Below are 16,926 nucleotides of genomic sequence, written 5' to 3' on the forward strand. Positions count from 1 at the left end.
ACCCAATTTGTTAAAACGTCGAGTATACGCGGGCAGCGCCCTGACGTCTTTCCACTTGACGATTATCTGATATGAATGTCAGACTAAATCAATCGTACACACATGTCAGATAAGCCACAGAGCGTGACACCTATGAGCACACCCTCACTACTCGACTGGCAGGCCAGCAGCCCGCACACCGGATTCAATATTCGCCACTCGGCCTATATCGCTTCCGCCATCATGGTCCCCGGCGCGTTTTGTATCGCCTGGACACTGATTCTCACCGGTGTAATCGCCCCGTCTCCCGCCGATAAATATGTATCGATCAGTCTGTTTATCGGCTACTGGGCAGCCCTGTTTGCCTTTGTCGACAACCCCGGCGAAACCCGAACATGGACGCAGAAATGGCATGAATTTCTGGTGATCTGGCTGATAACGAGCGGCGGCGCCCAGATTGGCTGGGAGCTTCCAGCGGTGTATATGAAGGTGGAATACCTCTACCAACTCGGGTCGGAACTGCAGCCAGACCAACTGATTTTCTGGCCCTGGTGGCTCTATTCCGTTGCCGACACACGCTATATGCGCCCTCACGAGGCGCAATTGGCTCACGAAGCGCTGCTGTCGCATTCAGGTTTCTTCGAGCTATTAGCAGCCTGGTGGCTCGCTAAAGGCAAGCGTTATAAAACCGCACTGGGCATGGCAATACTGGCGAACTGGGGCGCCTTTTACGGCAATACCTCGGTTATTTATCTGGGTGAGATATTGGTGGACTACCGCAATCTTGAGGATGGCGCCTGGGGCTTCTGGTTGAAATGGGTCGGGCTCAATCTGCAGTGGTCGGTGCTGAGTCCGGCCGCCGCCATCGGCGGATTGTGGTTACTGGTGCAGCGCGTCAAAGCGGAAACGCTCGCGTCAGGAGCACCGTAATATGAGTGCGACAAAAACGGCGCTGGTCACCGGCGCCAGCTCGGGTATCGGACGCGCCTTTGCGGTCGCACTGGCCGAGCAGGGTTATCAGGTGATCGCCGTTGCCCGGCGCGTGGAGCGACTACAAGCTTTACTGGATTCCCTGCCACAGCACGAAGCCGGGCATCAAATGCAGGTGGCTGATCTGGCAAACCCGACGGATCTTCAGAGTCTGCTATCGCGCTTCGACCAGCAACACATTAACCTACTGATCAACAATGCCGGCGCCAGTATTCTGGAGCCCTTTCATGAATCGGAACTGAGCACTCAACAGAACCTGCTCAACCTGAATTGTGGTGCCACCGTCACCCTGGCCCACCGCTTTTTGCAGCAGGCCGAAGCCGGTGACACCCTGATCAACGTAGCATCAATCGTCTCGTTTCTGCCCACTCCGGCCCAGCCCATGTACAGCGCCAGCAAGGCTTTTCTCGCCGCCTTTTCTGAGTGTTTGTGGGAAGAACAACGCCACCGGGGTGTGTATGTGATGGGCCTTTGCCCCGGCATCACCCGCACCGAATTTATTGAGCAGGCCACACGCGGCGAAGCCAATGGTGACAACCTGCCAGCCAGCTTAGTACAAAGCCCTGAAGCGGTGGTAAAGGAAGCCCTAGTTGCGCTGAAAAAGCGGCGCCACGCCATTGTGGTAACCGGGCGCAGCAACCGCATGATGATGCAATTGCCCCGCCTGCTAAGTCGTCATCGATTGTTAAAGGTATTGGCAAAGCTCGGCGACCCGGAAGCCGCACTCTGATAGTCACCTGACGCGGTTAGATCCGCCGGGCGTGCCAGAAAACCTCTCGCCAGTAGGGATTTGCCAAATCAGACAAGATCACGCCGCGCGACTTGGAAGCGTGCAGGAAGCGATTGTCGGCAACGTAGATACCCACATGCCGGGTTTTGCCCCCGGTTTTAAAGAACACCAAATCGCCGGGCTGCAACTGGGCGACCGATATCTGCTGCCCGACCCGGGATTGAAATTGGGTCGTTCGCGGTAGCGTTACACCCAGACGATCGCGATAGGTAAGATAAACAAAGCCAGAGCAATCCACTCCCGCTTTGCTCAAGCCCCCGTGCAGGTACTCGGTGCCGCGCCATTCCCGATGTTGCTGATAGAGCGCCAATTCAACTTCGCTAACATCCGATGGTCCAACCGGCTCGCGCTCATAGGCGACCTGCGGCGGCGTTGAACCGCAAGCTGCCAATAAAAGCACCAAAACGAAAAGTGTGCTGCGCAAAGGCCACAGTGTCACCGGCCCCTCCAGATCGTACAAAACTGAACAATTCCCGACTTTTACCCGAACGCTAAAGAGATGCAATGGCGGATTTCCCTTACAAATCTTTCGAGGCCCGCGATACCAAAAGCCTCCCCTTAGGTACATTCACGGCTATAACCAAGGCGTCGATGATCCTAAGGTGTGGTTTTCATTCAAGAAGAGCCATTGCGCGTGCGCTTACTTTTGATATCGCTGATTTTTTTTGGTTGCTCTCCTCTCTTCGCAAACGAGTCATTCATCCGCTTTCACAGCGCCAACGTTCAGGCACTGTACGGTGAGGGCTTTGAACCCGGGGATGACGACAAGCATATTTTTACCGGTGAGTATTTTCAGGCCAACCGTGTTGGCGATCTGTTCTTCTTTATCGACAGCAGCAAAGTCAGAGGGGGTGATTCGGGTTTTTACTCCGAGCTCTCACCCAGACTATCGCTACCGGGATTTGACTGGAACAACAGCAAGTACATCAAAAACGTTCTGCTGGCGCTCAATATCGAGAAACCGGAAGGGCTTACACCGCGCCGTCTGTACGGTTTTGGGGTAGACCTGAAACTACCCGGGTTTCAAGTTTTCAACACCCACCTCTATCAGCGCGACGACCCTACCTTGAAGGGCAATACCTTCCAGTTCACGCTGGTGTGGAAAGCAACATTCAGCGGCTTCGGTGCTTATTGGCTCGCGGAAGGTTTTGCCGATCTGGCCGGCGGCGAGGGCCCGGGCCGAGTCAGTCATCAGCTCGTTGTGCCGCGCCTGCTGCTGGATGTCGGGCAATGGCTCAACATATCGCGCGGCCGGCTCTTTGCAGGCGTTGAATACAGCTACTGGCACAATAAGTTCGGTCTGGACGGCGTCACCGAATCCGTCCCCCAGCTGCAGCTAAAGTGGGTCATGTTCTAAACCACAGCCAATTCATCGAGATAGGCCAGCGTGTCTCGCAGCTGGTCGTTCAACTCACCCTCATGCAAACGCCCCGCGTCCGTATCGAAATTGTCGTAAAAATTCGGCACGGACAGTGAAGCCAGCACCTCACCGCTAAAAAAGTGCGCAGAGTTCACTGCGCTGCCCAGCACACTGCTCGCGCCGCCGGGGCCCGGAGAGGTCGCCAGCATGACCACGGGCTTGTTTTGGTAGACATCGCGATTGATGCGCGTCGCCCAGTCAAACAGATTCTTATAGGCCACGGCGTAACCGCCGTTGTGCTCCGCGAAGGAAATCAGCAGCGCATCAAACTCCGCGATTTTGGCGAGAAAGTCGTGAGCCGCTTTTGGAATACCCTGTTCTGCCTCCAGATCCTCGCCATAAATCGGCAAAGGAAAATCGTTGATATCCAGCAGTTCAACCGCGTGCCCATCAAGCAGGGTCGCAGCGTAGGTCAGCAGCTGTCGGTTGATGGATTTGCGGCTGTTACTGGCGGGAATGGCAAGTATTTTCATGTCTGTTCTCCTCGTATCGAAGAGCCTGCCTTTCTGAATGATGCGGGCTCGGGTTGCATTCAAAACCATGAGGAGAATTTATCAGCAGAACGATAAGCCTGAAAATAACCATAAGCAGCAACTTGCGTTCTATAAATAGAACGATAAAGATAAGGGCATGATTGATCTCAACGACTACTTCTATTTTGTGTACGTGGTGGAACACCGGGGCTTCGCGCCGGCTGCACGGGCTCTGGACATCCCGAAATCCCGTCTCAGCCGTCATATCCAACAACTGGAAGAGCGCCTTGGCGCGCGCTTGCTGCAGCGCACCTCCCGTCGCTTTGCCATCACCGACGTGGGGCAAACCTTTTTCCGTCACGCCCGCGCGATGGTGGATGAGATGGAAGCAGCCGAAGCGACGGTTAATCGTCAGACCACCACCTTAGCCGGACCGGTGAGAGTTTCCTGCTCGGTAGCCATGGCCCAGTGGGTGTTACAGGATATGTTCCTCGATTTTCTCAAACTGCACCCCAAGGTCTCACTCATCGAGCAGGTGACCAACCAGCATGTGGATCTGCTGGAATCCGGCATTGATCTGGCGATTCGGGCCCACACCGGCCCCTTGCCGGACTCTAATTTGATTCAGCGTCAGCTGATGCCAGCACCCTGGCACCTGTATGCCGGTTACCGTTACCTGCAGGAATTCGGCAGCCCCGAGTCACCCCAGTCACTGCATGAACACAGCGGCTTGAAGCTGGGCTGGAAGCCAGCCAGCGGGCAATGGCAGTTACGCAACACTCAAGGTGTGAAAGCCAGCATCCCCTTCCAGCCTCGACTCTGCAGCGACGATATCGAAACCCTGAAACGGGCCGCGATAGACGGGCACGGTATTGTTGCCCTGCCCGCCTATCTGTGTCGGCCGGAAGTAGAGCGTGGCGAGCTGATACGCCTGCTACCGGACTGGACAGCCGGTGATGCAGAAGTCTCCCTGCTGCTGCCCTCCCGTCGCGGACTGATGCCAGCCGTGTCAGCGCTGGCAGACTATCTGGTGGAGGCCTGCGCGATCTACCGATGAAATGCGGACTGTGCCCACTTTTTTACCTGTGCAAACGCGATGAAATTGCCGATGATTTACCGGCGCAAATAACTCAAGAGGACATTACATGGCTGACTTCATACGTATCTTATTTTCCGTACTACTGCCGCCCCTCGGCGTTTTTCTGCAAGTAGGCCTTGGCAAGCACTTTTGGCTCAACATACTGCTGACACTGCTCGGCTATCTGCCCGGCATCATCCACGCGGTTTATATCATCGCCAAAAAATGACGGCATCCAAGCAAGACCCGCTGCGCGGCGTCCGCCAGCTCGCCGTGCTGCTGGACGGCGCGTGGCAGGTACCCTTCACGCGCTGGCGTATTGGCCTGGACCCTCTGCTGGGTTTGATACCCGTGGTGGGCGATCTGCTGAGCGCCCTGCTATCACTAACGCTGGTATGGCAGGCGCGCAAACTTCAGGCACCTACCTCGCTACAGGCTAGAATGCTGTCGAATATTGCGCTGGATTTTGCCCTCGGCAGCATCCCGGTCATTGGCGATCTCGCCGATGTCGCCTTGCACCGCAATTTGAGAAACCTTGCGCTGTTAGAGGACTGGCTACACGCATCCCCTCACCCGGAGAGTAGTGCCGAAGCTGGCAGCCTTGAGCCAGAGCCGGTAAGCTGCCGGCAAAATTCAAGGACGCCCGTTATGCCCATTCTGCCCCAATCCAAGCTGCGCACCGCCGCCCTGCTGTTTGTTTTTCTCTGGTTCTTCGCCGGTGGGCTCGGGCACTTTTTCAGCCCGGATTTCTTTGCCAATATCATGCCGGACTACCTGCCCTGGCATTACCCGGCGGTGTATATCAGCGGCGTGTTTGAGCTGATAGGCGCACTGGCGCTGCTGTATCCGCCCCTGCGGCGTGCGGCCGGTATTGGTCTGTTCGTGCTGACGCTGGTGGTAACACCGGTTAACGTGCACATGTGGCTCAATCCACAGGATTTTCCCGATGTATCGGAAGCCTTCCTCTCGATACGCTTGGTGATCCAGGTATTCCTGCTGTATTGCATCTGGTGGTCGACCCAAGCCGAAGCACCAAACACCCGGCCAGCCTGACAAACACAAAGACGCTGCCAAGCCGCACAGGATTTGCTATTGTTACTTAAGGATAGCTAGGGAGCAGGCATGATCACGTCTGCACTGCTTAACAATAACGATGAAAAGCCTATTTCTTCACAGGCACCGGTGGCGTTGTGGCTGTAAGCGTTTATCTTGAACACTTTGAAGGCGAGAACCGGACTCCGCGGCGTATCGACGTGACTGATTTTCCGGCACGCGTGGGCCGTCTGCCCGAATGTACTATCGTTCTTACAGACTCTCAGGCGTCACGCATTCACGCCGAACTCACGCTCAATGACGAAGATGTGATTCTGACCGATCTCGGCAGCACGAACGGCACCTTCGTCAATCGCGAGCGCATTTCCGCTCCGACCATCATTTCCAACGGCGATGTGCTGCACTTCGCACAACAGGAATTTCTGGTTCGCACCAGCGAAAAAACCACATCCGCCAGTGAATTTTTTGGCGACCAGACCATGGTGGGCAGCAGCACGCTACCGACCAACTTCCCGACTCAGGCTCGCGAATTTGGCGAACTGCTCAGCAAGCGCCTTGTCTGTGGCTTCCGCCAGATTATTACCCGCAATAACGGCGAATTTTACGGTTACGAGCTGCTCGGTCGAGGCACCCACCCAACCCTCGGCTCCAGCCCCTATGAAATGTTCAACCTCGCCAAATCGCTGGACATGGAAGTTGAACTGAGCGAACTGCTTCGTGAACGCAGTTTCGAGCAAGCGGAAGCCGCCGGCATCACCGCTCCGCTGTTCTTCAACTCACACCCAAAAGAAAATCACGAGCCCGACCGCCTGCTGGAAGGACTGTCTCGCCTGTCGAAAAAGCACGCCTCGCTGAATCTCGTATTTGAAGTGCACGAAGGTGCGGTGACCGACCTGAAAATGATGGCGGACATGAAGGTGGCGTTGCGGGAGATGAACATTCGGCTCGCCTACGACGATTTCGGTGCTGGTCAGGCGCGCCTGCTAGAGCTGGCAGAAGTACCACCGGATATTCTCAAATTCGATATCGGCCTGGTGGCCGGCATTGCCCCCGACACCCCTAAATACCGACTGCTGGCCTCCCTCAACAATCTGGTTCAGGAAATGGGGATTCCTACACTGGCTGAAGGTATCGAGACCGCCGAAGTCGCCGAATCCTGCCGCGAGATGGGCATTGATTATTTTCAGGGCTATTTCTTCGGCAGACCTGAGCCCATTCCCACCTCGTAAAGTCAACCCTCAAACAGGGCGCGTACAGCGCGCTGATCTACCTTGTATGACATAGCGGTAATATCGATTCACCTGCGCCTTGCTATGCTCAGAATCACATGGGTTGGGAACGAGCGGCATGGCGACAACAACTCCCAAGTGGCACGACGAATACGACTTTATTGTCATCGGCAGTGGTGCCGGCGGCATGAGTGGCGGCGTTGCTGCAGCCGCACTCGGCCTTAAAGCGCTAGTACTCGAAAAAACGGATCAGTTCGGGGGCACGACTGCCCTGTCTGGCGGCGTCATCTGGATACCCAACAACGCTTCAATGAAGGCCGGCGGCATCAATGATAGCGAAGCCGAGGCACTCGACTATCTTAAGCACGTCGTGGGTCCAGATGTTCCTGAGGAAAAACTGCGCGCGTATATCAGCGGCGGTGTTGAGATGCTCGATTTTTTTGATCAACACGCTGATCTAAGATTCGACGCCGCGCTCAAGTATTCGGATTACTACCCCACGGTTCCGGGTGCAAAGCCCGGCGGCCGCTCTATGGAGCCGGAACCGATCAGTCGCCGTCGAATCGGCAAACATGCCGCAGAACAACGATTCCCCGATTTCCTCAAAAGCGGTGTCATGCGCTTCGCGATAACGGTCAAAGAAAGCCGAGAAGTCATGGATATGACATTCAAAGGCAAGATGCTGATGCTGCGGAATATCCTGCGCTACTACCTGGATATTCCTAGCCGCCTCAAAGGGCTACCCGACAATCGACAAACACTCGGCCGAGCCCTGGTGGTTCGACTTCGGCGCGCGTTGCTCAGCTGGCGCGTGCCTCTTTGGTTGAATACCGAAGTGCAGCAATTGCTCACTGAAGAGGGGCGCGTGGTCGGAGTGTCTGTTGTTCGCGACGGCAAACAGCAAGCACTGCGAGCGCGGCACGGCGTCTTATTCGCCAGTGGCGGCATGGGACAGAATGTCGCCTTGCGCCAGCAATTCGGGCAGCTGCCCACGGGAGAAACCTTCAGCAGCGACGCTCCCGGGAATGTCGGAGACGCCGTCAGACTGGGGCAGGCAGTCGGCGCCGATTTGGCCTTTATGCAGTGTGCGTGGTGGACGCCCTCGGTGAAGTTCCCCGACGGTTCCGTTCTCGCCTTAATCTCGGGCAAGGCCATGCCCGGTTCTATATTTATCGACAGTCGCGGCAAACGCTTCTGTAACGAGGCGGCGCCTTACGAAGACGTGATAAAGATGCTTTGGGACAACCACAGCAAGGGCAATGATTCAGTCCCATGCCACATGGTGTTCGATGCGAGAGCCCGCCGCGAGTACATGATGGGGCCCATACCGCCCGGAAAAATTCAGAAAGATAGCCGCTTGCCTCCAGAATGGTTTGAGTCCGGCTTCCTGAGCAAGGCTGTGACACTGGATCAGCTTGCTGAACAGATTGGCGTACCGGCCCAGGTATTTAGTGAAAGCATTGTGCGACACAATGACTATGCGCTCCGCGGTGAAGACCCGGACTTCCAGCGCGGAGCGAGCGCTATCGATCGCTACTATGGCGATCAGTCAGTACAGCCGAACCCGAGTTTAGCCCCCATTGCAGAGCCACCATTTTACGCATTGAAAGTTTATCCCGGCGATCTAGGCACCAAAGGCGGCCTGAAAACCAACGAACATGCACAGGTTATGGATGTTAAAGGCTCGCCAATCCCCGGACTCTACGCAACCGGCAACTGCTCCGGTGCGGTAATGGGGGATAGCTACCCCGGCGCCGGCTCCACCATTGGCCCGGCTATGACCTTTGCCTATCTAGCCGCTCGGCACGCAGCCCGTCGTCACACCGCAAATGCACCAGAGAGGGAGAGTACTCATGCCTGAAAGACGTTACGCCTTTGAGGAGAACGGACGGTTTGCTCGCGGCTGGCACATTGTCGCGCTAAGTCAGGAGCTCGGCCCGGAACAAATAAAAGCACTGCACTATTTCAACGAAGAGCTCGTTCTATTTCGCGGTAAAAACGGGCAAGTGGTCATTCTTGACGCCTATTGCCCACACCTCGGCGCTCATCTGGGTGGTACCGGCAGTCGGGTCGTTGGCGATACTATTCGCTGCCCGTTTCACGGCTGGCAATTTGATTGCAGCGGTTCCTGCACCGCCATCCCCTACGCCAACAAAATTCCCGAGCGAGCGAAAAATGCGCTTAAAAGCTGGTCCGTGACTGAAAAAAACGGCTTTATCGCGCTGTGGTATGACAGCGAGGGGGGCGCACCCAATTGGGAGCTCCCAGACATCCCGGAGTGGAACTTGCCCGGCTGGGGTGACTGGCGCTTTAATCGCACGATCATCAAATCGCACGGCAGAGAAATTATCGAAAATATCGTTGATGCCGGCCATTTCCCTTCGGTACACGGCGGCTACCCCCTGCAGTTCGACAACCGCTTCACTCCTTATTCGGTCAGTCAGGAATCGCGCATACAATCCGATTTGGAACTGGATATGATTCAGCCCCGCGGCATTGATTTCGATATCAATGCTGCCAGACGGGAACGCGGGGTCGACGCTGAAAGCTGGGGCGTTGCCACCTATCACGGCCCCAGCGTTATGTACTACTACACCACCTCAAAAAGTCCTGAACTGTCTTATGCAAGCTGGTGGCTGAATTACCACACGCCGATCAACGACGACGAAGTTGAGCTCACCTCAGGCGTCATCGTCGCCAGCCTAACCGACGACCCGCTTCCGCAAGATTTTGTTGATCAATACCCGCTATCTGCCATCGCGGCGTTCGGCTCAGATGTCGAAGTCTGGGAAACCAAAAAATATCGCAATGACCCGATTCTTTGCGATGGCGACGGTCCAATCAACAAACTCCGAAAATGGTATGACCGTTTCTATCGCCCGCGCGCTGAGGAAGCCTGGGACGAGCCTGAGCGCACCATCAGCAGCGTAAGACATAGCGAAACACCAGACGCAAGCTAGGCACGGAAATCCATTAGCCGCAGTCGAGCCAATCCAGAGCCATATGAATACTCAAGCCCAGCCCCACCAGGCGGGTTTTGGGAAAGAAGCAGAGCGCGAAATAGAGCAGGATAAAGCCGGATTTGTGCAGCGGATGAAAACCGATACTGCAGCGCTCAGGGTCGTAGATAGGGTTTGCCAGCAGGTGATCCACATCTACCAGCATGGTGGCCAACATGATCAGTAAGGCGTGTTTCCAACGCTTACGAAAAAACAGCAGCGCCACCAACAGGGGAACTGCCGCGTGTAGAAAGAGATGAAACACCGACTCAGTTGGCGATCGCGCTGCGAGCGTGATCGCTGATCAGCTCAACGAAACGCGACCACAGGGGCTGGGGCAAATCATGCCCCATACCCTCGATCAGTTCGAGGCGGGCACCGGGAATCAGCTCGGCAGTGTCGATACCCGCTTCCACCGGCACTAACGGATCGTCTTTGCCGTGGATAACCAACGTTGGCGCGATAATGGTTTGCAGCTCTCGTGCTCGACTGCCGCAATCAGCTATGGCCGCCAGTTGCCGCGCCGTGCCGCCGGGGCAGTAGCTGCGACGATAGGCAAAGCGCAAGCGCTCACGCAGCTCATTGTCTTCAGGCGGATAAGCCGGACTACCAATCAGCGCCCAGGTCTTTATCGCATTTTTCAGATAACTTTCTTCATTGTCAGCCGCTGGTGTCATCAGCGTGGCCAGAATCACTGGCCGAGGCTGCGGCAATTTGGGATTGCCGCTGGAAGACATAATCGAGGTCAGACTGCTGACGCGTTCTGGATACAGCGCGGCTACCAATTGGGCGATCATGCCACCCATCGAGGCGCCGACAATATGCGCAGCATCGATGTCCAGAGCCTCCAACAGGTTGACCACATCGGCAGCCATATCGTGCAATCGATAGGGCACTTTCACCGGCAGGCGAAGCTTGCTCGCGGCCAACAACTTGATCGGACCGGGGGCGCGCTTACCGTCGAATTTCTGCGACAAACCCGCATCGCGATTGTCGAAGCGGATAACGCGATAACCCTCGGCAGCCAGGCGTTTGCAGAAGATTTCCGGCCAGGAAATCATCTGCATGCCCAGCCCCATGATCAGTAAGAGGGCAGGCTGTGAAGCATCACCAAATTCCTGCACATTGAGTTCGACACCACCGGCATCGATCAGGCGTTCTTCGGATTTTTTGCTCACAACCGCTCCTTAACTTACCGGTCAGACAACTTCAAACAGACCGGCTGCGCCCATGCCACCACCAACACACATGGTGACTACGACATACTTCACGCCGCGACGCTTACCTTCGATCAAGGCGTGCATCACCATACGAGCGCCACTCATGCCATAGGGGTGGCCGATGGAAATAGCACCACCATTTACGTTCAGGTTTTCGTTGGGAATGCCCAGTTTGTCGCGACAGTAAACAACCTGCACTGCGAAGGCTTCGTTCAGTTCCCACAGGCCGATATCATCCATTTTCAGGCCGGTGCGCGCCAGCAGTTTGGGTATCGCGTAGATCGGCCCGATACCCATTTCGTCGGGCTCGCAACCCGCAACCGCCATACCGCGATAAATGCCCAGCGGCTCAACATTGCGTTGCTCGGCCAGCTTGCCGTCCATCATCACTACGGCGGCCGCACCATCAGACAGCTGACTGGCGTTACCGGCAGTAATAGAGCCACCTTCGCGCACCGGGTTCAGACCCTGCAGGCTTTCCAGCGTGGTCGACGGGCGGTTGCCTTCATCCTTGCTCAGAGTCACTTGCTCTTCACTGGTCTCACCGGTTTCTTTATTCATCACCAGTTTGTTGGCAGTCACTGGCACGATTTCATCGTCAAACTTGCCCGCTTCCTGAGCAGCGGCGGTGCGTTGCTGGCTTTGCAGAGCGTACTCGTCCTGCGCCTCACGGGAGACGTTATAGCGATTAGCGACGACCTCAGCAGTGTCCAGCATCGCCATGTAAATGTGCGGCGCATTGCCGATCGACAAGGGGTCAACCATGCGATGAGCATTCATGTGCTCGTTCTGCACCAAGGAGATGGATTCACAACCACCTGCAACCAGCATTGGCGCGCCGTCCATCACAATTTGCTTGGCACCGGTCGCGATGCTCATCAGGCCCGAAGAGCACTGACGATCAATCGTCATACCGGAAACGCTGGTTGGCAAACCTGAAGCCATGGCTACGTGGCGGGCCAGGTTCATGCCCTGCGTACCCTGCTGCAGGGCGGCGCCGATAATACAGTCATCAATTTCAGCCGGATCAATACCGGCGCGCTCAACCGCGGCCTTCATTGCAAACGATGACAGCGAGGGCGCTTCAAGATTATTGAAAGCCCCTCGGTAGGCTTTGCCAATGGGAGTACGGGCGGCGGATACGATAACAGCGTCTTTCATGTTCCCTTCCTAAATCGATTGAATTGTGTAGGCGTGCCCCTCCCCTTGGGAAAAGGACGGAATAAAAGGCAGTACTGCTGTTGGGGGCACTTCCATTCCGCCCCTCTCCCAAAGAGAGGGGCCTGTGATTAATTACTTCTGGGATTCAAGATAAGCCTGAGCCTTGAGCAAAAACTTTTCGCTTTGCTTCATACCGGCTTCAATGGTGGCCTGGCGGCTGGTGTCGTTAATGGCATCCCAGTTGGCCAGCACACCTTCCGGCGTCTGATCCGCGGGCGCCAGATACACACCGTCGGTTTCAAAGACACGCGCGCTGGCGTAGCCACCGCCGCCGGCCGCGAGAATCATGCGGTTTGGAGCCTCTTCAGTTACCAGTGTCAGCGCACCGGCGGTTACCGCTTCCGGAACCAGCATATCCAGCACTTCCTGTGGCAACAAATCTTCAGTCATCCGGGTCGCCGCGGTCGGCGCCAGCGCGTTGCAGCGCACATTGTATTTAGCACCTTCCAGACCAAGGGTATTCATAAAGCCCACCACCGCCATTTTGGCAGCACCGTAGTTGGTTTGACCGAAGTTGCCGTACAGGCCACTGGAAGAGGTGGTCATCACGATGCGGCCGTACTCTTGCTGCTTCATGATTTCCCAAACAGCCTTGGTGCAGTTCACAGAACCCATCAGGTGAACATCCATCACCAATTGGAAGTCCGCCAGTTCCATTTTTGAGAAGGACTTGTCACGCAAAATACCGGCGTTGTTGATCAGAATATCAACGCGACCCCACTTATCCATGGCCTGCTTAACCATGTCTTCGACTTCTGCCATAACGGCAACGTTGGCGCCGTGAGCAAAGGCTTCACCACCCTTGGACTCTATCTCCGCAACAACCGCCTTCGCCGCATCCGACGAAGCACCGCTACCGTCGCGGGCACCGCCCAGATCGTTGACCACCACTTTAGCACCGCGCGCGGCCAGTTCCAGCGCGTGAGATTTACCCAGACCGTTACCGGCACCGGTTACAATGGCGACTTTGCCATCAAAACGTACTGACATGATTTTCTCCTTAACTGAACTTTTTGGATGTCTGAAAAACTACGCGACAATCTGAACCGTCAGCCACTCGGCAATCAAGGCGGGCTTGTCTTCACCTTCGATTTCCACAGTAACTTCAGACTTCAAGCGAAACTGTCCGGGACGGGTCTCATCAATCGACATAACTTTGGCGGCGGCACGCACTCGCTTGCCAACTCGTACCGGCGCCAGAAAGCGAACCTTGTCAAAACCGTAGTTAATGCCCATCTGAAAGCCATCAATCACAAAACTGTATTGCTCGGCAAAATGTGACAGCAGTGAAAGGCTCAGAAAACCGTGAGCAATCGGACCACCGAAAGGTGTCTGCGCGGCGCGCTCGGGGTCAATATGAATAAACTGGTGGTCCAGCGTGCAGTCCGCAAACTGGTTAACGCGATCCTGCGTTACTGCCAGCCACTCCGAAGGCTCGGAGGTTTTGCCAATCATCGATTGCAGGTCTTCTTTCTTAACGGTTTGCATCGTATCTCTCCTTATTAATATCGAATCAGAACCACGCGTCTTGCATTTCATAACAGGTGCCGTCGAGGTCGGTCAGAATTTTTGACCAAACCTCAATCAGCGGCAATTCATAGCGGAAGAAGTAGCGCATAGCCTGCAGTTTACCCTGATAAAAGTTCGCGTCTGCCTCCAATTTGGCCGCCGCAATCAAGCCCTGCTTCAGCCACAGCCAGGCAATGACCACGTGACCAAACAGATCCAGGTATTTCACTGAATTCGCCAGTGCCAGATCAATGGGTTTCTCCATCATCGCACCGAGCAGGCTTTCAGTGGTGCGCTGCAGGGTCGCCAGCGCAGCACTCAACTGCTCGGCCTCGGCCGCAAGCTCGCCGCCTTGGGCCGCATCGATGGTCTTCTGGATTTCCGCCAGACAGGCCTTGTAGCCTGCCAGATTTTTCATCGGCACTTTACGCGCCAACAGGTCCAGCGACTGGATGCCGGTGGTCCCTTCGTGAATCGGGTTGAGGCGGTTGTCGCGGTAGAACATTTCCACCGGGTGCTCGTTGATATAACCGTGACCGCCCAAAACCTGAATCGCCAGATCGTTGGCTTCCGGGCCGTATTCCGAGGGCCAGGTTTTGATCATGGGAGTGAGGAAGTCCAGCAGCAGGTGGGCCGCCTTGCGTTCCTCTTCAGTGGGAGCCGTTTTCTCATCATCTGCCAGTTGAGCACCGAGCAAACACAAGGCAAATGCACCTTCGGAGTAGGCCTTTTGCGCAAGAAGCATCCGTTTTACATCCGCGTGCTCAATGATATTCACCGGCGGTGAAAGTGGATCTTTCTGCGAAGGCACACGACCCTGAGGACGCTCGCGGGCATAGTGCAGGGAATACTGATAGCCGGTCAGCGCCGTAGCCGCGGCGCCAGTGCCCACCATAACCCGCGCTTCATTCATCATGTGGAACATGTAAGCGAGGCCTTTGTTTTCCTCGCCCACCAGATAGCCGACGGCGCCGTCTTTTTCACCGAAGCTGAGCGCGGTGGAAGTCTGACCGCGACCTCCCATTTTGTGGAACAGGCCAGAGAGTGCGACATCATTGCGATCGCCCAGCGACCCGTCTTCGTTAACCAGGAATTTGGGCACAATAAACAGGGAAATTCCCTTCACACCCTTGGGCGCTCCTTTTACCCGCGCCAACACCAGATGTACGATATTTTCGTTCAGGGAGTGGTCACCACCGGAAATAAAAATTTTGGAACCGGTAACACGGTAGCTGCCGTCTTCGGCTTTTACTGCCGAGGTTGTCAGGTCGGCCAAGCCCGAACCCGCACCGGGCTCGGTCATGGCCATGGTGCCCGCAAAGCGACCGGCCCGCATGGGTTTAACCCATTTTTCAATCTGCTCCGCCGAGCCGTGGGCTTCAATCAGGTTGCAATTCGCCGAGGTCAGCCACAGGTAGCCCGTGGTCGTGCTGCCGGCCGCCGACAGGTAGCTGTTGGCCACTGCCGCTACGACTAGGGGTAACTGCATCCCACCGAGCTCGTAGTCGGCAGTTGCCGATACAAAGCCGGCTTCTGTTGCCGCATCCACTGCTGTCTTGATTTCAGGAATCAGGTGAACCTCTTTGCCATCAAAAGTCGGCTGGTCGGTATCGACCTTCTGCCGGATCGGCACCAGATACTTCTCGGCTATCTGACGCGCGGTATTAATGGTCGCATTGAAGGTTTCACGACTATGATCCGCGTAGCGCTCGCGGGCGATCATAGCTTCGGCATCAAACAGCTCGTAGAGCATGAATTCCAGGTCGCGTTCACAAAGAATTGGAGCAGCCATATCGATCTCGTGTCTTGCTGAATTTGCAGGTATTCTGGCGACGCGTACACGCGCAGGCCATGACATGACATGTCCTGAATCTGAACTTTTTAACTTTCCACGTTGGTAACACGCGCTATGGATCCGGTTTCACAAGGAGTTTTTGGCAGTCTTTGGGCACAGGCGGGTAGCCGCCGGGCACCATTGAAACAGACTGTCATCGCGGGCTGGTTGGCGGGCATGGCGCCCGATCTGGACGTATTGATCCGCTCCTCTGACGATGCGCTGCTGGCACTGGATTACCACCGTCACTTCACTCATTCCATCGCCTTTGCGCCCGTTGGCGGGCTAATCGTTGGCCTCGCCCTGTCGCCGCTGATGAAACGCACTATGGGCTTCGGTGCACTCTATCTAAGCTGCTTTCTCGGCTACCTCTCACACGGTCTGCTCGATTCCTTTACCTCCTATGGAACCTCGCTTTATCTACCCTTCAGCACCGAACGGGTGGCCTTTAACTGGATCAGTGTTATCGACCCGCTGTTTACCCTGCCCCTGCTCATACTGCTGGCCATCGCAATGCTTACCAAGCAGCGAAGCTGGTTATGGGGCGGCGCGCTGTGGGCCACGCTGTATCTGGGCGCCGCCGGCTGGCAGCATCAGCAGGCATTGGAGGCAACCAAGCAATGGGTTCACTCCCGCGGTCTGCAAGTTGAACGCATCGTCGCCAAGCCCTCTTTCGCTAATATCATTTTATGGCGCGGCCTGATTGATACCGGCAGCCATTTTCAGACGCTCGCCATTCGGCTGGTGCCCGGTCAGGATCCCTCGATTACCCCCGGTGACAGAGTCACGGCCTTGCGCCTGGAAACACAGGCGCCAGCCGGCAGCAGACTGCGCCGCGATCTGGAGCGGTTTGATCATTTTTCTGCGGGCTGGTTGTTCAGCTACCCTCCCGCAGCTGACAGCGATGACGTCTTTGTAGGCGACTTCCGCTACGCCATTGATCCAGCCAGTGCGCGCCCGTTGTGGGGAATTACCTACTCGCCGACAAAGCCACAGTCCGGCGTCGACTTTGTGCGATTGAGACAAATCGATAAAAGTGCCCGCGAGCAATTCTGGAGCCGCCTGCTGGGCCAGACTCGGTAATTGCGAATAATTCTCATTAAAAATACAATGACGCGCTATTTCGACACG

At 55.9% G+C, this 16,926-nt stretch carries 18 protein-coding genes; 10 read left to right on the forward strand and 8 right to left on the reverse strand.

What is annotated here, in order from left to right; genetic code table 11:
- The first annotated feature begins 132 nt into the window (after window positions 1-132).
- Entirely contained in the window at window positions 133-909 is a 777-nt protein-coding gene (locus tag FHR99_RS12440; protein ID WP_183411033.1) for a hypothetical protein, read from the forward strand.
- Window position 910: 1 nt separating this feature from the next.
- Window positions 911-1,699, forward strand: coding sequence for an SDR family NAD(P)-dependent oxidoreductase (locus tag FHR99_RS12445; protein ID WP_183411034.1), 789 nt, complete (start codon window positions 911-913; stop codon window positions 1,697-1,699).
- Window positions 1,700-1,715: 16 nt separating this feature from the next.
- Here FHR99_RS12445 and FHR99_RS12450 read toward each other — a convergent pair whose 3' ends face one another.
- Window positions 1,716-2,198: a C40 family peptidase gene (locus tag FHR99_RS12450; RefSeq protein WP_343067564.1), complete on the reverse strand. Its 483-nt coding sequence runs from the start codon at window positions 2,196-2,198 to the stop codon at window positions 1,716-1,718.
- A gap of 195 nt (window positions 2,199-2,393) precedes the next feature.
- Between FHR99_RS12450 and FHR99_RS12455 the strand changes: the two genes are divergently transcribed.
- A complete protein-coding gene (locus FHR99_RS12455) occupies window positions 2,394-3,116 on the forward strand; it encodes a hypothetical protein (RefSeq protein WP_183411036.1) in 723 nt (240 codons plus the stop codon).
- Here FHR99_RS12455 and FHR99_RS12460 read toward each other — a convergent pair.
- Entirely contained in the window at window positions 3,113-3,652 is a 540-nt protein-coding gene (locus tag FHR99_RS12460; protein ID WP_183411037.1) for an NADPH-dependent FMN reductase, read from the reverse strand. The genes FHR99_RS12455 and FHR99_RS12460 overlap by 4 nt on opposite strands.
- Before the next feature lie 157 nt (window positions 3,653-3,809).
- On the opposite strand from FHR99_RS12460, the gene FHR99_RS12465 reads away from it, so the two are divergent.
- From FHR99_RS12465 to FHR99_RS12495, 6 genes are all read left to right on the forward strand, one after another.
- Window positions 3,810-4,709 (forward strand): LysR substrate-binding domain-containing protein, encoded by a 900-nt coding sequence (locus FHR99_RS12465; protein ID WP_183411038.1) that lies wholly within the window; start codon window positions 3,810-3,812, stop codon window positions 4,707-4,709.
- 88 nt (window positions 4,710-4,797) lie between these two features.
- The gene (locus FHR99_RS12470) at window positions 4,798-4,959 is read left to right on the forward strand and encodes a YqaE/Pmp3 family membrane protein (RefSeq protein ID WP_183411039.1); all 162 of its coding nucleotides are present in this window, start codon (window positions 4,798-4,800) and stop codon (window positions 4,957-4,959) included.
- The gene (locus FHR99_RS16610) at window positions 4,956-5,783 is read left to right on the forward strand and encodes a DUF4112 domain-containing protein (RefSeq protein WP_343067565.1); all 828 of its coding nucleotides are present in this window, start codon (window positions 4,956-4,958) and stop codon (window positions 5,781-5,783) included. The genes FHR99_RS12470 and FHR99_RS16610 overlap by 4 nt, the downstream gene beginning before the upstream one ends.
- Window positions 5,784-5,920: 137 nt before the next feature.
- Window positions 5,921-7,012: an EAL domain-containing protein gene (locus FHR99_RS12485; RefSeq protein WP_183411040.1), complete on the forward strand. Its 1,092-nt coding sequence runs from the start codon at window positions 5,921-5,923 to the stop codon at window positions 7,010-7,012.
- Between the two features lie 118 nt (window positions 7,013-7,130).
- A complete protein-coding gene (locus FHR99_RS12490) occupies window positions 7,131-8,873 on the forward strand; it encodes an FAD-binding protein (protein WP_183411041.1) in 1,743 nt (580 codons plus the stop codon).
- Entirely contained in the window at window positions 8,866-9,972 is a 1,107-nt protein-coding gene (locus FHR99_RS12495; RefSeq protein WP_183411042.1) for an aromatic ring-hydroxylating dioxygenase subunit alpha, read from the forward strand. Before FHR99_RS12490 ends, FHR99_RS12495 begins: the two co-directional genes overlap by 8 nt.
- A gap of 13 nt (window positions 9,973-9,985) precedes the next feature.
- On the opposite strand, the gene FHR99_RS12500 is transcribed toward FHR99_RS12495, so the two are convergent.
- The 6 genes from FHR99_RS12500 to FHR99_RS12525 form a co-directional block, all read right to left on the reverse strand.
- On the reverse strand, window positions 9,986-10,276 hold the full coding sequence (locus FHR99_RS12500; RefSeq protein ID WP_183411043.1) for a DUF6122 family protein: 291 nt from the start codon (window positions 10,274-10,276) through the stop codon (window positions 9,986-9,988).
- A 4-nt stretch (window positions 10,277-10,280) separates the two neighbouring features.
- Window positions 10,281-11,189 carry an alpha/beta fold hydrolase gene (locus tag FHR99_RS12505; RefSeq protein ID WP_343067567.1) on the reverse strand — a complete coding sequence of 303 codons (909 nt, stop codon included), beginning with the start codon at window positions 11,187-11,189 and terminating at the stop codon, window positions 10,281-10,283.
- 21 nt (window positions 11,190-11,210) lie between these two features.
- Complete coding sequence (locus FHR99_RS12510; protein WP_183411044.1) at window positions 11,211-12,392, reverse strand: acetyl-CoA C-acyltransferase; 1,182 nt, start codon at window positions 12,390-12,392, stop codon at window positions 11,211-11,213.
- A 132-nt stretch (window positions 12,393-12,524) separates the two neighbouring features.
- Window positions 12,525-13,442: an SDR family NAD(P)-dependent oxidoreductase gene (locus tag FHR99_RS12515; protein ID WP_183411045.1), complete on the reverse strand. Its 918-nt coding sequence runs from the start codon at window positions 13,440-13,442 to the stop codon at window positions 12,525-12,527.
- A gap of 39 nt (window positions 13,443-13,481) precedes the next feature.
- Window positions 13,482-13,940 (reverse strand): MaoC family dehydratase, encoded by a 459-nt coding sequence (locus FHR99_RS12520; protein ID WP_183411046.1) that lies wholly within the window; start codon window positions 13,938-13,940, stop codon window positions 13,482-13,484.
- 25 nt (window positions 13,941-13,965) lie between these two features.
- On the reverse strand, window positions 13,966-15,753 hold the full coding sequence (locus tag FHR99_RS12525; protein ID WP_183411047.1) for an acyl-CoA dehydrogenase: 1,788 nt from the start codon (window positions 15,751-15,753) through the stop codon (window positions 13,966-13,968).
- A 117-nt stretch (window positions 15,754-15,870) separates the two neighbouring features.
- Between FHR99_RS12525 and FHR99_RS12530 the strand changes: the two genes are divergently transcribed.
- Complete coding sequence (locus FHR99_RS12530; protein WP_183411048.1) at window positions 15,871-16,878, forward strand: metal-dependent hydrolase; 1,008 nt, start codon at window positions 15,871-15,873, stop codon at window positions 16,876-16,878.
- Window positions 16,879-16,926 lie beyond the last annotated feature (48 nt).

Origin of the sequence: Litorivivens lipolytica, assembly GCF_014191715.1 — a bacterium.
Classification (GTDB): domain Bacteria; phylum Pseudomonadota; class Gammaproteobacteria; order Pseudomonadales; family Spongiibacteraceae; genus Litorivivens; species Litorivivens lipolytica.

Coding starts and splice junctions, on each gene's coding strand:
- FHR99_RS12440 (WP_183411033.1), top strand. CDS start 133: ATGAGCACACCCTCACTACTCGACTGGCAGGCCAGCAGCCCGCACACC.
- FHR99_RS12445 (WP_183411034.1), top strand. CDS start 911: ATGAGTGCGACAAAAACGGCGCTGGTCACCGGCGCCAGCTCGGGTATC.
- FHR99_RS12460 (WP_183411037.1), bottom strand. CDS start 3,652: ATGAAAATACTTGCCATTCCCGCCAGTAACAGCCGCAAATCCATCAAC.
- FHR99_RS12465 (WP_183411038.1), top strand. CDS start 3,810: ATGATTGATCTCAACGACTACTTCTATTTTGTGTACGTGGTGGAACAC.
- FHR99_RS12470 (WP_183411039.1), top strand. CDS start 4,798: ATGGCTGACTTCATACGTATCTTATTTTCCGTACTACTGCCGCCCCTC.
- FHR99_RS16610 (WP_343067565.1), top strand. CDS start 4,956: ATGACGGCATCCAAGCAAGACCCGCTGCGCGGCGTCCGCCAGCTCGCC.
- FHR99_RS12490 (WP_183411041.1), top strand. CDS start 7,131: ATGGCGACAACAACTCCCAAGTGGCACGACGAATACGACTTTATTGTC.
- FHR99_RS12495 (WP_183411042.1), top strand. CDS start 8,866: ATGCCTGAAAGACGTTACGCCTTTGAGGAGAACGGACGGTTTGCTCGC.
- FHR99_RS12510 (WP_183411044.1), bottom strand. CDS start 12,392: ATGAAAGACGCTGTTATCGTATCCGCCGCCCGTACTCCCATTGGCAAA.
- FHR99_RS12515 (WP_183411045.1), bottom strand. CDS start 13,442: ATGTCAGTACGTTTTGATGGCAAAGTCGCCATTGTAACCGGTGCCGGT.
- FHR99_RS12520 (WP_183411046.1), bottom strand. CDS start 13,940: ATGCAAACCGTTAAGAAAGAAGACCTGCAATCGATGATTGGCAAAACC.
- FHR99_RS12525 (WP_183411047.1), bottom strand. CDS start 15,753: ATGGCTGCTCCAATTCTTTGTGAACGCGACCTGGAATTCATGCTCTAC.
- FHR99_RS12530 (WP_183411048.1), top strand. CDS start 15,871: ATGGATCCGGTTTCACAAGGAGTTTTTGGCAGTCTTTGGGCACAGGCG.